This is a genomic window from Caedibacter taeniospiralis, from assembly GCF_002803295.2.
GTDB lineage: Bacteria > Pseudomonadota > Gammaproteobacteria > Francisellales > Francisellaceae > Caedibacter > Caedibacter taeniospiralis.
In genome coordinates this window covers 58,364-73,113 of sequence record NZ_PGGB02000005.1, presented here as the reverse complement: position 1 = coordinate 73,113, position 14,750 = coordinate 58,364, and the positions used below count along the sequence as shown (strand labels likewise).

At 40.7% G+C, this 14,750-nt stretch carries 12 protein-coding genes; 3 read left to right on the top strand and 9 right to left on the bottom strand.

The genetic code is table 11. The features are described 5' to 3' along the window. Positions 1–88: 88 nt before the first annotated feature. The 3 genes from glgA to malQ form a co-directional block, all read right to left on the bottom strand. Positions 89–1,573: a glycogen synthase GlgA gene (gene glgA, locus CU053_RS03140; RefSeq protein WP_100551349.1), complete on the bottom strand. Its 1,485-nt coding sequence runs from the start codon at positions 1,571–1,573 to the stop codon at positions 89–91. Positions 1,574–1,751: 178 nt separating this feature from the next. Further along, entirely contained in the window at positions 1,752–3,647 is a 1,896-nt protein-coding gene (gene glgB / locus CU053_RS03135) for a 1,4-alpha-glucan branching protein GlgB (RefSeq protein WP_233263325.1), read from the bottom strand. 41 nt (positions 3,648–3,688) lie between these two features. Further along, on the bottom strand, positions 3,689–5,071 hold the full coding sequence (gene malQ, locus CU053_RS03130) for a 4-alpha-glucanotransferase (RefSeq protein ID WP_100551367.1): 1,383 nt from the start codon (positions 5,069–5,071) through the stop codon (positions 3,689–3,691). 395 nt (positions 5,072–5,466) lie between these two features. Here malQ and CU053_RS03125 point away from each other — a divergent pair, with 395 nt between their 5' ends. Further along, a complete protein-coding gene (locus tag CU053_RS03125; RefSeq protein ID WP_100551347.1) occupies positions 5,467–6,669 on the top strand; it encodes an ArsB/NhaD family transporter in 1,203 nt (400 codons plus the stop codon). Here CU053_RS03125 and mpl read toward each other — a convergent pair. Both mpl and hldE read right to left on the bottom strand, forming a co-directional pair. Continuing rightward, on the bottom strand, positions 6,623–7,999 hold the full coding sequence (mpl, locus tag CU053_RS03120; protein WP_100551346.1) for a UDP-N-acetylmuramate:L-alanyl-gamma-D-glutamyl-meso-diaminopimelate ligase: 1,377 nt from the start codon (positions 7,997–7,999) through the stop codon (positions 6,623–6,625). The two genes, CU053_RS03125 and mpl, sit on opposite strands and share 47 nt — an antisense overlap. Positions 8,000–8,034: 35 nt before the next feature. Next, on the bottom strand, positions 8,035–9,570 hold the full coding sequence (hldE, locus tag CU053_RS03115; protein ID WP_325063825.1) for a bifunctional D-glycero-beta-D-manno-heptose-7-phosphate kinase/D-glycero-beta-D-manno-heptose 1-phosphate adenylyltransferase HldE: 1,536 nt from the start codon (positions 9,568–9,570) through the stop codon (positions 8,035–8,037). 62 nt (positions 9,571–9,632) lie between these two features. Between hldE and CU053_RS03110 the strand changes: the two genes are divergently transcribed. Both CU053_RS03110 and CU053_RS03105 read left to right on the top strand, forming a co-directional pair. Further along, a complete protein-coding gene (locus tag CU053_RS03110) occupies positions 9,633–10,343 on the top strand; it encodes a UDP-2,3-diacylglucosamine diphosphatase (protein ID WP_100551345.1) in 711 nt (236 codons plus the stop codon). 92 nt (positions 10,344–10,435) lie between these two features. Continuing rightward, complete coding sequence (locus CU053_RS03105; RefSeq protein ID WP_100551344.1) at positions 10,436–10,915, top strand: hypothetical protein; 480 nt, start codon at positions 10,436–10,438, stop codon at positions 10,913–10,915. On the opposite strand, the gene xerD is transcribed toward CU053_RS03105, so the two are convergent. The 4 genes from xerD to trmD form a co-directional block, all read right to left on the bottom strand. Continuing rightward, positions 10,912–11,799, bottom strand: a complete 888-nt coding sequence (gene xerD / locus CU053_RS03100; RefSeq protein ID WP_100551343.1) for a site-specific tyrosine recombinase XerD — start codon at positions 11,797–11,799, stop codon at positions 10,912–10,914. The genes CU053_RS03105 and xerD overlap by 4 nt on opposite strands. 47 nt (positions 11,800–11,846) lie before the next feature. After that, positions 11,847–13,442 (bottom strand): ATP-binding protein, encoded by a 1,596-nt coding sequence (locus tag CU053_RS03095; protein WP_100551342.1) that lies wholly within the window; start codon positions 13,440–13,442, stop codon positions 11,847–11,849. A 168-nt stretch (positions 13,443–13,610) separates the two neighbouring features. Next, entirely contained in the window at positions 13,611–13,958 is a 348-nt protein-coding gene (gene rplS, locus CU053_RS03090; RefSeq protein WP_100551341.1) for a 50S ribosomal protein L19, read from the bottom strand. Then, positions 13,948–14,739 carry a tRNA (guanosine(37)-N1)-methyltransferase TrmD gene (gene trmD / locus CU053_RS03085; RefSeq protein WP_100551340.1) on the bottom strand — a complete coding sequence of 264 codons (792 nt, stop codon included), beginning with the start codon at positions 14,737–14,739 and terminating at the stop codon, positions 13,948–13,950. The genes rplS and trmD overlap by 11 nt, the downstream gene beginning before the upstream one ends. Positions 14,740–14,750: the final 11 nt, after the last annotated feature.

Genomic DNA, 14,750 nt, shown 5'->3' with positions numbered 1-14,750 from the left:
ATTTTTTACCTCTAATAAAAACTCCATTAACCTTAGTGACTATTGAAAAATAAGTCAGGTTTACCTGACTACTCTGGAATAGTCAGGTTTACAAACAATATAAATCCAAATACGCTTTAGCACTGTTTTCCCAGCTCAAATTTTGAGCCATTGCCGTTCTTTGTATCCCCTTCCATCGTTCTTTCTGAGCAAAAAGGCTGATAGCATAATACATGGTTTCTTTGAGTGCATACGCGGTAGGCTCATAAAAAACAAAACCAGTTGCGGTACCTCTTGCTATATTTTCTGTGCTTGCATTTACAACCGTATCTGCCAAGCCGCCTGTGTGGTGAACGATCGGTAGCGTGCCATAAGCCAAACTATAGAGCTGGTTGAGTCCACAGGGTTCAAAACGAGATGGCATCAAAAACAGATCAGCCCCTGCTTCAATCATATGTGCCAACTTTTCAGCGTAGCCAATGCGTACTAAAACCCTATCAGGGTAATGCTCTGCAAATAACTTAATAGCGTGCTCGAAATGATGATCACCTGATCCAAGAAACACAAAATTTGCATTGCTGTAGGTCAGTAAATCAGGCACAACACTCAGAATTAAATCGATGCCCTTTTGCTCAATTAACCTGCCAACTAACCCAAATAGTGGCGCTTCAAGGTTTACAATACCACCACCGACACCTAGTGCTGACAGTAAAGCCTGTTTATTTTTAAATTTATTTGCCATCAATCGATAGCTTGCAGAATACCGATAGGGAATGAGTGTATCCTTTTGCGGATTCCAATGGGCTTGATCTATTCCATTTAAAATCCCAAATAGTTTACCTTCAAGCTGACACCGACGCATTACCCCTTCAAGACCATAAGCAAACCTGGGCGTACATATTTCTTTTGCATAGGTTGGACTGACCGTTGTGACAATATCTGAAAATAAAATTCCTGCTTTGAGCATGGAAAAATTACCATAAAATTCCAATCCATCCTTATGCCACCAGTGCTCTGGCAGGTTCATGGCTTTAAATACTTCATACGGAAAACTGCCTTGATATGCCATGTTATGAATCGTAAAGACGGTTTTAGCGCAATTTTTTTCTAGTTTAAGAAAAACTGATATTACTCCCGTTTGCCAGTCGTTACTATGCACAACATCTGCTTTCCAATCCAGCTTGACTCTATTCATGGCGACTTCAGTAACCGCTTTAGAAAATATGGCAAAACGTTCGCCATTATCCCACCAGTCTTTACCATCCTCTGCTAAGTAGATACCATGGGGACGATCAAATAGCTCTGGGATATCAATAAACCAGAATGTAAGCGACGTGCTTGGAATTGGAACTCGTGCTTCAATCAGTTTGACGTAATAGATTTTGCCAAACCCAAAAACGCTAAATTGACTCACCACTTTTGCATCAACCACACTTGCTAATACCTCGCGATACGCAGGAATAATAACAGATACCGCGAGACCCAAGTGACTTAACGCTTTTGGCAAACTACCGCTTACATCTGCCAAGCCCCCCGTTTTTATAAAAGGCACCGCTTCAGATGAAGCAAACAGAATATTTAAACACTTAGGCATGTTGATGGTTGATCGATAATTCAATGATCCGCATTATATACTCATCGTAAACTATTTTGCAGACTTTTTGGCATTGGGACAATATCCTCGCTCACAATGACGTAAAGCCCATAAGTTTAGGGATCTCCACCCTACTACTACCGTCAAATGGGTATCTTATTAAACTTGATATCCCTTATCACTCAGCCATTTTCTTTAATACGATAAATGCTAATGGAGGGATCACAATCTCAACAGAATCTTGGCAACCCATACAAGGAATGTTTACTGAATGGACTTGCCCAAAACAACCAATATTTGAGCCTCCATAGTAAGTGGAGTCCGAATTGAGTAATTCTTTGTAAAGACCAGGCTCAGGCAAACCAATTCGATAGGAAGCGCGTTTAACTGGCGTAAAATTAAACACACAAACTAATTGTGCATTTTCTGTTTGGCGTATGAAACTTAGAATAGACTGGCTGTGATCATTACAGTCTATCCACCTAAATCCCCGTTGTTCAAAATCATACTGATGCAATGCTTTCTCCTGTCGATATAAGTGATTTAGATCGCGAACCAAACGCATAATTCCTCGGTGAGAGGGATGTTCACATAAATACCAGTCAAGGGCTTTTTTTTCACTCCATTCATTCCATTGTGCAAACTCAGCGCCCATGAACAATAGCTTCTTACCAGGTGTCAGCTGTTGATATCCAAACAACAAACGAAGATTTGCCATTTTTTGCCAGTCATCACCTGGCATTTTATTGATCAGGGCATGCTTTAGATGAACGACCTCGTCATGAGAAAGCGGTAAAACGAAATTTTCGCTATAGGCATAGGTTTGAGAAAACGTTAATTCATTGTGGTGAAACTGGCGATAAATGGGATCATATTGGAAATACTTCAATGTATCATTCATCCAGCCCATATTCCATTTCATCGAAAAACCAATACCTCCCATACTCGTTGGTTTAGAGACCATAGGCCACGAGGTCGATTCCTCTGCCATCATCACCACACCTGGATGCTGAGAGTGAACTTCAATATTTAAAGTTTTTAAAAACTCAATGGCTTCAAGGTTTTCATGCCCACCAAATTCATTGGGAATCCACTGACCTTCTTTGCGCGAGTAATTTAAATAAAGCATTGAGGCTACCGCATCAACACGCAGCCCATCTATGTGGAACTCATCAATCCAATATAAGGCATTTGCAATCAGAAAATTACGGACTTCATTGCGATTATAATTAAAAATATAGGTCCCCCAATCCTGGTGCTCACCTTGACGGGGATCGGCGTGCTCATATAACGCCGTGCCATCAAATCTGCCTAAGGCAAATATATCTTTTGGGAAATGGGCAGGCACCCAGTCTAAAAATACCCCAATATTATTTTGATGACAATAATCGACAAAATAGCGAAAATCATCAGGAGTTCCGAAACGACTGGTGGGAGCATAGTATCCTGAGACCTGATATCCCCAGGATTCATCAAGAGGATGTTCCATAATTGGCAGCAATTCAATGTGGGTGTACGCCATCCATTTAAGGTACTCAACCAATTTATGTGCTAACACTTTATAATTTAAAAACCGACCATCACTCTCACGTTGCCAGGAGCCTAAATGCACCTCATAGATATTGATCGGCTCATGTTGCCACTGAAATTGTTTGCGAGCACGTAGCCAATGCTTATCTTTCCATAAATACCCAGACGTGCTGACAATAGAATTGCTCGAGGGTCTAAGCTCCATAGACATTGCATACGGGTCAGTTTTGATCAGACACTGATCTTTTTGCGTTAAAATTTCGTACTTATACGCATCTCCCGCTTGCACTTCGGGGATAAATATTTCCCAGACACCAGAGTTGCCAAGACCACGCATTAAATGCCGCAGACCATTCCAGTTATTAAAGCTTCCAACCACAGAAACTCTTTTTGCTGAGGGAGCCCACACACAAAAGTACACTCCTTCTATTGCATTGATGCTCATGCAATGAGCACCCATCTTACGATAAATACGCCAATGTTTCCCTTCACCAAATAAGTGCAGATCTAAATCACCTAAAACAGGGGGGGGGAGTATAATCATGATAACTGCCATTTTGTAACTGCTGTATACATTGCTCCATTTTATCCATGAGGAAACCCTTCATTACCTGCATTAGCCATCACACTTTCTGATCTTTGTGTCTTTTCAACTAATGCCTTTATTTTATTGCTTAATTGTTCGGGTACATCATGCCATTGAAACCGCCAACTCCAATTATTTGAAATCGTTCCTGGCGTATTCATTCTGGTCGAAGTTCCAAAGCCAAGCCAGTCTTGCATAGGGATAATCGATAACCTAGCAGGTGAAGCCAGTGCTGCATCAATCAAAGGCCAAGGCATAGGTGTTTCTTTTGCTGATAGCTGATCAAGCACTATTTTTTGGGTTGGTTCATCTAAACTATTAAACCAGCCAAGGGAGGTGTCATTATCATGTGTTCCTGTATATACCACCGCATTTGCACTCTGATTATACAGGGCATGAGGGTTGTTCGCATGTCCATTAAACCCAAACTGCAAAACAGACATTCCCAGCAAGTCATATTTGTTTTTTAACGCCACAACCTCTGGTGTAATAAACCCAAGATCCTCTGCGATAAACGGCATTTCCGGGAATTTTTGCTGGAGTTTATCTAATAGCGCACTGCCAGGCACCTTATGCCACTGTCCATTTCTTGCAGTATGAGAATCTGCTGGAATTTCCCATACCGCCTGAAGCCCCCTAAAGTGATCAATACGCAACAGGTCAAAATATTTGAATGCCTCTTCAATTCGGCTCACCCACCATCTAAAGCCATTTTCTTCCATCCTGCCCCAGTCGTAGTGAGGATTTCCCCATAACTGCCCTTCTTCAGAAAAATAATCAGGAGGGACTCCTGTGACCACCAGTGGCTGAAGATTCTGATCGAGCTTAAATTGAGATAAATTTGCCCACACATCGACGCTATTGTAGGTAATAAATATGGGAATATCACCAAAAAGCTGAATACCCTTCTGGTTTGCATAGCGCTTAACTTTTTGCCATACGTCAAAGATCGCAAATTGCTGCTTTTTATGCTGCAATATTTCGGCTGCAAATGTCATGTTTAAACTTAGCAGCGCTTTTGAGTCTCTAAAGCAATATTCATGGGGCCACTTTGACCAAGGTGTATGGTATTTATTTTTTAATATCTGAAAAAGTACATAATCCTCTAGCCATTCTGGGGGATTTTGAAGATATTGCTGAAATTTTTTATGATCAAAATGCACCTGCCAGTCGTCTGGTAACAACGCCGTATTCAATGCAAAGGCTGAGTCGCTGTGATAAGGAGAGATACCATCAACAGGTGGCGTCAGAGGTAACATTTGCCATATACCCAAATCAGACTCACTCAACCAGTCTATAAATTTATAAGCATGTTGATCCAATACACCATTTGGTAACGAGGTAGGGTGTAACAAAACCCCCGCTTTTCGTTGTTGATTCATCCTTTGTCCCTGTTTATTGATGGGCGTTACGCATTTTTGCTGCACTACCTCGCCTCGCAGGTCTGACCATATATGGACTTTCTCCCTTTTGCAAGGGATTTTAATTGTTATACGAAAACTTTTGACGCGAGCAGCTGACTCCACAAGCAAGCAAGGCTGCTCGCCGCCAAAAAGGTTTTCATAATGGCACACAAAAAGCATAGTTGCTGTCATATACTACCCCAAACTGTCTTGACAGTTTGGGGTAGTATATGACCCTGGAAGATAGCAGTGAAATCTCTGCAAAATAGTTCATAGCTGATATATAATCCCAAAACTTTATAACAGAGCGATTCGAGTCTTAATTGCAATACTTCCCACTCATTTTACTTTTATTTGTTCTCATAGGCGCTTCGATGCGAAAAATTGGGCAGTTCTCATTACCTATCTGGCTTGTGATGTCTGCCTGTGCATTAGCGGTTTTGATCAGTGGAAACATTACACTGAAGCAGGCTTTTAATGCCATTAATTTTGCAACGATTTTCTATCTATTGGCTGTATTTTTTATAGGTAGCGCTCTTCACGACAGCAAACTACTTGAAACCCTGCTGTTTAACTATTTATCCCATCAAATATCACAACAGAAACTCCTTTTTGTCCTCTGCTTTAGCAGTGGTCTACTCTCTGCATTACTCCTTAACGATACCATTGCCATCATCGGCATTGGGACGGTGATTAGTCTTATCAGACGGTTTAATCTCACGCCTCAACCCTATTTGTACACACTGGCTTTTAGCATGACAATCGGCAGCGCATTTAGCCCAGTTGGCAACCCACAGAATTTATTAATTGCACAATATCTTGACTCGCCTTTTATCAGCTTTTTTACCCATTTGATTATTCCCAGTCTTATCAGCCTATATGCCTGCTATAAAATTATCACTTTTATCTACCACAAGCAGTTGCAAAACCCCATAGCTATCGAAAAATCAGCCATTGAAACACCCAAGTTTGAAACACGAAAAATTGTCCCTATCTATTTAGCCATGACAATCTTTATTTCTTTAATCATTTTAAAAATACTGTTTGCCGTGCTTGATCTACATTTTTTCCTGTCGCTTAGCATGATTGCCTTGCTGGCTTGTCTGCCTATTTTGTTATTCTACCCTAGGCGCTTTAGGGTCATCAAAGGTGTTGACTGGTATAGTTTACTCTTCTTTATTGCGATGTTTATTTTTATGCACGCTGTGTGGCTCACGGGGATAACCCAGGCGTTTTTGGATATACACCAACACTGGCTTATTCATCCACTAAGCCTTGTGATTATTGGTTTTGTGCTTAGCCAGATTTTATCCAACGTTCCTGCGGTAATGCTTCTTTTGCCTGTCCTTAATCAGTACAATAGCCACTCAACGGAGCTACTCATTGCTTTGAGTATTGGCAGTACGCTGGCAGGAAATTTAAGTATGCTTGGAGCTGCAAGTAATGTCATTATCTTCCAATACGCTGAAAAAATGAAGATTTTTGCCTTTCGCTTTTGCTCATTCTTCCTGATAGGATCGCTGCTTAGCCTTATTTTCCTGCTCTGCTATTTTCTATTAGCCACTGTTTTGCATTGACCAGCTTTTGATGCAAGCCGTCAAAAGAGCCATTACTCATCAACACATAATGCGTAAATACGTCTTCTTTTGAATGCTTAGTAAAGTATGCAACAATGTCATCAACACAATCAAAGACTAAAAAATGTTCTTTTTGGTGGATCTTTGCCTGCCACTGCATCGTACCATTTTGATAAAACCACACCTCATCTGCGATGCCAAGCGCCTTGATGAGCTCACTTTCTTGCGCCCCCATTTTCATGGTGTTTGATCGAGGTTCCAGGATCGCCACGACTTTTTCTTGAGTTTGAGCTTTTGCTTTCATCGCCATTAAGGTTTCTCTTACCGCCGTTGGATGATGCGCAAAATCATCATAAATGGCACAATTATCATGGTGAAAAATACACTCTAAACGCCGCTTTACTCCTTTAAAATGGGTGAAACCTGGCACCACATCAGTCAGCGACAATCCAAGCACTTTGGCAACCGCATAGGCAGATAACGCATTTCTCGCATTATACTCCCCCAGCATTGACCATTGTACAAGCTCCGTTTTATCTTCATCAATGAGGAAAAACTCGCTAAAATCTGCTTTGGCGGAGGAAATGTCGAGTGACTTTGTCCTAACTGTAATACGCTTTGACCAGCACCCCATATTCAAGAGATGCAGGATATTCTGGTCGTCTTCTGGATAAATAACCATCGATTTTCCAGGCATCGTTCTTAGTAAATGATGAAATTGACGATAAATGTCATCCATGCTGTTAAAGATATCGGCATGATCAAACTCTAAATTATTAATCACTAAAATCCATGGGTGATAGTGCATGAATTTCGATCTTTTATCAAAAAACGCCGTATCATACTCATCCGCTTCAATAACAAAATAGGGGGAATCCGTTAAGCGAGAAGAAATGCCAAAATCCTGGCTGATTCCGCCCACTAAAAAACCTGGATTTAGACTTGCATCTTCTAATAGCTTAATCACCAATGAGGTCGTTGTAGTTTTGCCATGAGTTCCAGCAATGGCAATCACCCTTTTATCTTTTAGAACTTCTTCATAAAGCCAGTGAGGTGCTGAAAAATACACTTGATCACTATTTAATAAATCCTCAATGATCGGCATGCCACGACGCATGGTATTACCAACAACAACCTGGTCAGGCTTAAGCGCTAAAAGGTCATAGTCATAACCCTCAATTAATTCAATCCCCTGGTTATTTAGGTACGTACTCATAGGTGGATAAACATTCTGGTCACTTCCTGTGACTTTATAGCCCTTTTCACGCGCCAAAATAGCAAGCGCACCCATAAATGTGCCGCAAATACCCAGTATATGAACATGCTTCATATCGTTTAATACCCTTTATAAAACTTGTGTAAATGTCAGTTTATTGTTGTCTTAATTTTTTCAATAATTGATGTGCTGGAGTGATCTGGTTTTAAGGTGATGGTTTTAACCTCTCCCCCTGCTGCCATGACCTCCCTGGCACCCGCAATCTGATCGATCTCATAGTCAGCACCCTTGACTAAAATATCGGGTAAAATCTCAGATATAATCCGTTTAGGGGTGTCTTCATCAAATGCGACCACCCAATCAACGCAAGATAGCGCCGCTAAAACCTCCATCCTTGACTGTAAACCCACATAAGGACGTGTATTCCCTTTAATGCGCTTTACTGATTCATCCGTATTGACAGCAACGATAAGCCGATCTCCCAGTGCACGTGCTTTTTGTAAATATTCCACGTGTCCTGCATGCAAAATATCAAAACATCCATTGGTCATTACCACCTTTTCACCTTGAAGACGCACTTCATTCATGGCTTTTTTTAGTGCACTCTCACTTAAAATTCCTTTATCAACCCTTGTTTGCGCATGAAGTGCATCGTGCAGTTCCTGAGCATTAAGCGTCGCAGTTCCCACTTTACCCACGACAACGCCCGCAGCAGCATTAGCTAAGCGCATCGCTGAAATTAGATCATAACCACAAGAGATAGCCATCGCCATCACGGCAATCACGGTATCTCCCGCACCAGTTACATCAAACACTTCTTTGGCAACAGTGGGGATCGTTGTGAGCTCACCTGTGTTTAACACAAGTGTCATCCCCTCTTCACTGCGTGTAATCAATAAGCCACCCAATTGACATGCTCTAATGAGCCCTCTGGCTTTCTCAACGAGCTCTTTTTCATCATGGCATTTACCCACAACTGCTTCAAATTCTTTGCGATTGGGAGTAATTAAGCTCGCTCCCTGATAAATACTAAAATCATTGCCTTTAGGATCAACAAGTACGGCTATATCACGTGACTTTGCCAAGGCAATTAAGCTTCTAGCATCCTGTAATGTACCTTTGCCGTAATCCGATAAAATCATCACATTATACTGCCCGATAACTTTACTCACATTCTTTGCCAATAAAGCACCATCAATCTGGCTAAATCCTTCTTCAAAATCCAAACGCAAAAGTTGTTGCTTTTGTGATAACACCCTTAATTTAGTGATCGTTGGTAAATGTGTTCCCATTAAATGTGCTTGAATCGATTGCTCAGCGAAAAATTTTTCTAAGATTTGAGCAGGTTCATCTTGACCCACCATCGCACAAATACCCGCCTTACCCTCAAGTGAAGCAATATTCAGTGCGACGTTACCTGCCCCTCCTGCTCGATCCTGAATCGTTTTAACATGTACCACAGGCACGGGTGCCTCAGGAGAAATACGTTCAGTGGCACCATAGTAATAACGATCCAGCATTAAGTCGCCCACGACTAAGACACGCGCTTTTTGTAAATTGCTTTGCATTGTTCTGTTTACCCTCTTTGCAATGCGCCAAATACTACACCAAACACTACCAAAATTGTAGCGGATACCACCACTGGTCAATGGATTACACAATTGACCTGAATTAATGATTTTCATAGACGGGATCCTTGTTATACTAAACACGCGTTATTGAATAAACAAAGCACTAAAAACACTAAATGAGTTATCAAAACTATTACATCATCGCAGATTTGCATTTAAGTGAAGCCCGCCCTGAAGCGACTTCCTTATTTGCAGAGTTTCTATCACAAATCAGCATCACGGATAATACACTGTTTATATTAGGAGACTTCTTTGACTATTGGGTAGGTGATGATGTTATCAGTGATTTCCAGCAACATATTATTAAACTGCTGTCCAACGCGCATGATCAAGGATTACAGGTCTACTTTATGCACGGCAATCGCGACTTTCTCATTGGAAAAACATTTGCCAGGAAGGCTAAGCTCGAACTTATTCCTGATCCCTATGTATTAAACCTTGAGCATAAAGCCATTTTGCTTATGCACGGCGATCTGCTTTGCACCGATGACAAAAGCTACCAGATTTTTCGTCAATTTGTCAGAAGCAGACTCATTCAAAAGCTTTACCTGGCATTACCTCGCCCATTAAGGCAAAAAATTGCGCAGAAAATTCGCAGACAAAGCAAACACAAAAATGCTCAATATAAAGTCATTGATGTCACCGAAAAAGGCATTCAAAAATACCTGAATCAGTATCAAACCCTTATTCATGGGCACACACACATGTTGAATGTACATTATGAAAAAGGGTATACCCGTTATGTGCTGGGGGACTGGTTTAACAGCGGAAGTTATATTCATATTGACACGAATGAAAATATTTCCCTGGTAAGCTTAACTGTTTAATCTCATTTGGTCGTTATCATAGTTTTAAAATCAGCAGGATTTTGCCATACTTAGCACACATTTATTGAGGTTAAAATAAGGAGCCTAAACCCATGAATCAGGAAACCGTCACCAACATCAGCATCCAAAGCACGACAACTTCAACTGATCCCTATTCCATCATGGGTGTTGGAATTGCACTTTTAATAATGATCGTTGTTTTTTATCTCTTCTCCATTCTATTTTCATGGAGCGTTTACAAACTCTTAAAAGTCATCGACAATGATAAGCAAATCAGTAAACCATGGTTTGCCTGGTTATTTCTTGTACCTGTTGTTGGCTATGTTTTTCAGTGGATTGTCTTACCATTTGGCGTTGGCAATGCCCTTAAAAAATATCAGGATATGGCGATTAAACTTCGCGGTGACACCCTGTTTATTCTGGGTCTTGCCCTGGTAATTTTACCTATTGTCACCTTTGTTCCCATTATTTCACCGTTTGCTTCTATCGCGTGTATTGTCATCTACATTATCTACTGGATTAAAGTCGTGAAAGTGCGCAAGCTTCTGGAAAGTAGTGAAAATAAAGCCTAAGCCCGTGGATGGTGAATTTTATATAACTGCAACAAACGCACTTGGGAAACATGCGTGTAAATCGTTGTCGTTGAGACACTGCTGTGCCCTAATAACATTTGTACAGAACGCAAATCTGCACCGTGATTAAGCAAATGTGTCGCAAAGGCATGACGCAAGGTGTGTGGCGAAATCTCTTTATTGATCCCTGCCAGTTCAGCATAATACTTGATTCTATGCCAAAAGGTTTGTCGAGTAATACCTTTTCGATGATGTGACACAAACAGCTTATCAAGCTTCAACCCTTGCAACCATTCTTCACGCACTTCGTTGATATATTTGTTTAAATAATCTAGGGCATATTCACCCGTTGGCACCAGGCGCTCTTTTGAACCTTTTCCCATCACACGCACCACCCCTTGGCGCAGATTAACATCATCCAAAGTTAAACCGACAAGTTCGCTGACACGTAAACCTGTTGCATAGATAAGCTCCAATAACGCTTTGTCCCTTATGCCAAGGTCACTATTTAAATCTGGTGCGGCAAGCAGTTTTTCGACGTCCTCCTCAGATAAATCCTGAGGCAAATATTTAGGTAATTTTGGCAGAGTCAATTTTTGTGTTGGATCTATGCTGATTTTCTCTTGTGCATAACACCACTGATAAAACTTATGTAGCGTTGAAATCATACGCGCATTAGAGCGCGCACTTAATCCCAAGCTTAAGCGCCTGGTCAGGAAGGTTTGTAAATCCTGCAAGGAAAGCTTGACTAAATCTCTCTTTGGATAGGCTTTTGCCAAATGATTTAAATCCGTTTTATAGGCGGACAAAGTATTTTGGCTTAAGCCTTCGGAAAGCCAAATATCATCAATAAACTGGTCAATAATTTCACAAAAATTAGACATTTATTGACTTAAACCCAGCAACTTTCATTCGGGTTAAACCACCTCGCTTAACTTCCATCACAATCCTTATATTTCATTGTATTTTTAGCTATAAAGTGCTCAACCGCAAGACCCATAACATTGCGTTCAATCGGATCAAAACTCATACCGATGAGATAAATAGGCTTATTGATACTGAGATATTTTTCCGCATATTTTTTGTCTTTAATCTGCTGAATAGCACTTTTAGCATCCCCCAACTTAGCGAGTTTAAATTCGATAATCACGATCTTATCGTGCATTATAATCGTCAAATCAATCTTACCGTGATTGGTCACATCCTCAGGAATCGTGTCGTATCCCAAAGCAGTTAGAAAACTATACACAACGCTCGCATAAAACCCTTCGTACTGGTCAATTTGATTATTGCGATACCAGTCATGTGGAATGGAGGCGAAGTGGCTACTTAGCAGCAGCTCAAGACGCTTAAAATCATCCCCTTCCAATACATTAAGCATGCGATCAATCAGCATGTTTTTAACGCTTTGATTAGAAGCGATAACCGCTAATGCATTATTTAGACTGTATTTGACTTCATAATTAGGGTAGCTTAAGCGATAGGCTATTGTCTGACCACGGCTCGTGATTTCTTTAATCGTTAAATAGCCTGTCTGAAACAGTAAGGTTTCAATCGGCATGGTTTCAATATCAAAAGTTTTTAAGATCTCCTCACCGACAACAATATCTTCAAGATCTGGGATAAAATAACGACTCTTTTCGATCATTTTGACCAAAAAAGTCGGTGTCGCCGTTTCAAACCAATAGGACTGGTACTGATAATCGCCATCGATAAATAACAAAATATCAAATGGGTTATAGACCTTTTGGCTTTCTATGCCTGTGAAGTTGTAGCCGTTATACCATTTTTTAAGTTGCTTAAGATCAACTTGTCCTTCAGTCAAATAAGCGTTAAATGAATGCTCTAGCTCACTCTGGTTATAGCCGCAAATATCCGCATAGCGTTTATCCAGCGTAATATCTTTTAAATTATTCAATTCACTAAAAATACTGATTTTACTAAATCTTGACACACCTGTGAGCATCGCAAATTTTACATTCACATCCTGGGATTTAATCACGCTATAAAAATTTCTAAGACGCCCGCGCATTGCCTTGGCAATCTCGGTGTTGTCAACATTGTCTAAAATGGGTTTGTCATACTCATCGACTAAAATCACGACCTTATTACTTTTACGAGCAAGTTGTTCGATCAAATAAGCAAAGCGACTACTGATTTCATCGTAGATATTTTGAATCTGATAGCTTTCATAATAAGCATCCAAAAATTTGGTGATTTTTGCATCTAGTGCTTCAGGGTCAGCGGCATTGCCCTCACCAAAGGTGAAATGCAGCACAGGATAGCTCACATCCCAGTCCCAGTTATTTTCCAGGTACAAGCCATTAAACAGATCTTTATTGCCTAGAAACGCTTGTTTAATCGTATCGATCAAAAGGGATTTGCCAAAGCGTCGTGGTCGAGAGAGAAAATAATACCCTCCTCCACCGTGAGCAAGCTCAGCAATATGTCTAGTTTTATCGACATAAACGTAATTGCCGGTGATAATTTTCTCTAAACCAGAAATACCAATGGGAAGTTTTTTCATGCTATTCAACCAAGAAATTCAAGAGAGGGAAAGTATAACAGTTTGCACTGTTCAAAACTACTTTATCACCCCCATATTCAGTAAAGTACCAAGCAAGCTGAATGTATTTTGGATAACCGCATCCCTAAGGATTAAAACAAAAAAGGCTGGCAATACCAGCCCCTAAAATTATACTTTTTCTTTGATTCTTGCAGCTTTACCAGTAAGTCCACGCATGTAGTAAAGCTTGGCACGACGCACCTTAGCACGCCTTTCTACAACGACGCTATCGATAATTGGGCTGTGCGTTTGGAAAGTGCGTTCAACACCTTCACCTGATGACATTTTACGCACGGTAAAGGCTGAGTTAATGCCACGATTTTTAATCGCAAGCACAAAACCTTTAAACGCCTGAATACGCGCTTTATCGCCCTCTTTCACCCATACATTTACAGTGACTGAGTCACCAGGGTAAATAACGGGTAAATCAGTGCGTAACTGCGTTTTTTCAACTAATTCCAAGTATTTACTTTTCATTCTTCTTTTCTCCTAATTGTGCATTCTCTATCACGATTTGTTGTTTTTTCTGTTGCGCAAGCTGCGCAATGTATTGTTTATCTTCATTCGATAGACATAGGCACTCAATCAATTCTTTACGTCGTAAAAAAGTACGTTTAAGCTTTTCTTGATGTCGCCACTGCTGAATGTTCTGATGATCTCCAGATAAAAGCACCACTGGCACATCACCTGCTTCGATATGCGTCGCAGGTCTTGTGTAATGTGGGCAATCCAGTAAACCATCGTAAAAAGAATCTTCAACAGCTGAATTCTGATCGTTTAGCACACCTGGCAACAGCCGCACAATGCTATCAATCAAAGTCATGGCAGGTAATTCACCGCCACTTAAAACATAATCACCAACTGAAACTTCTTCATCAACATGACGTTCAATCAAGCGCTCATCGATACCTTCATAACGACCACAAAGCAAGATTAAAGCATCTTCGCAAGCAAACTCTTTAACACGCTTTTGCGTCAACGGTTTTCCTTGCGGCGACAAGTATATAACTTTAGCGGGCTTATTCAATCTTTTTTTGGCTGCAAAAATGGCTTTTTGCAACGGCTCATACATCATTACCATCCCAGGTCCCCCACCAAAAGGTCGATCATCTATCGTTTGATAGTGATTCGTTGCAAACTGCCTGGGATTAATAGTATGGAGGCTCGCCTTGCCCAGATTAAATGCCCGCGCGGAAACGCCAAACTGCGAAATGGCAGCGAACATTTCTGGGAAAATGGTAATGGCAGCAAAATCCATCTTAAACCCAA

Excerpts from the sequence above, each read along its gene's own strand:
- glgA (WP_100551349.1), bottom strand. The coding sequence starts at position 1,573 with ATGCCTAAGTGTTTAAATATTCTGTTTGCTTCATCTGAAGCGGTGCCT.
- glgB (WP_233263325.1), bottom strand. The coding sequence starts at position 3,647 with ATGATTATACTCCCCCCCCCTGTTTTAGGTGATTTAGATCTGCACTTA.
- malQ (WP_100551367.1), bottom strand. The coding sequence starts at position 5,071 with ATGAATCAACAACGAAAAGCGGGGGTTTTGTTACACCCTACCTCGTTA.
- CU053_RS03125 (WP_100551347.1), top strand. The coding sequence starts at position 5,467 with ATGCGAAAAATTGGGCAGTTCTCATTACCTATCTGGCTTGTGATGTCT.
- mpl (WP_100551346.1), bottom strand. The coding sequence starts at position 7,999 with ATGAAGCATGTTCATATACTGGGTATTTGCGGCACATTTATGGGTGCG.
- hldE (WP_325063825.1), bottom strand. The coding sequence starts at position 9,570 with ATGAAAATCATTAATTCAGGTCAATTGTGTAATCCATTGACCAGTGGT.
- CU053_RS03110 (WP_100551345.1), top strand. The coding sequence starts at position 9,633 with ATGAGTTATCAAAACTATTACATCATCGCAGATTTGCATTTAAGTGAA.
- CU053_RS03105 (WP_100551344.1), top strand. The coding sequence starts at position 10,436 with ATGAATCAGGAAACCGTCACCAACATCAGCATCCAAAGCACGACAACT.
- xerD (WP_100551343.1), bottom strand. The coding sequence starts at position 11,799 with ATGTCTAATTTTTGTGAAATTATTGACCAGTTTATTGATGATATTTGG.
- CU053_RS03095 (WP_100551342.1), bottom strand. The coding sequence starts at position 13,442 with ATGAAAAAACTTCCCATTGGTATTTCTGGTTTAGAGAAAATTATCACC.
- rplS (WP_100551341.1), bottom strand. The coding sequence starts at position 13,958 with ATGAAAAGTAAATACTTGGAATTAGTTGAAAAAACGCAGTTACGCACT.
- trmD (WP_100551340.1), bottom strand. The coding sequence starts at position 14,739 with ATGGATTTTGCTGCCATTACCATTTTCCCAGAAATGTTCGCTGCCATT.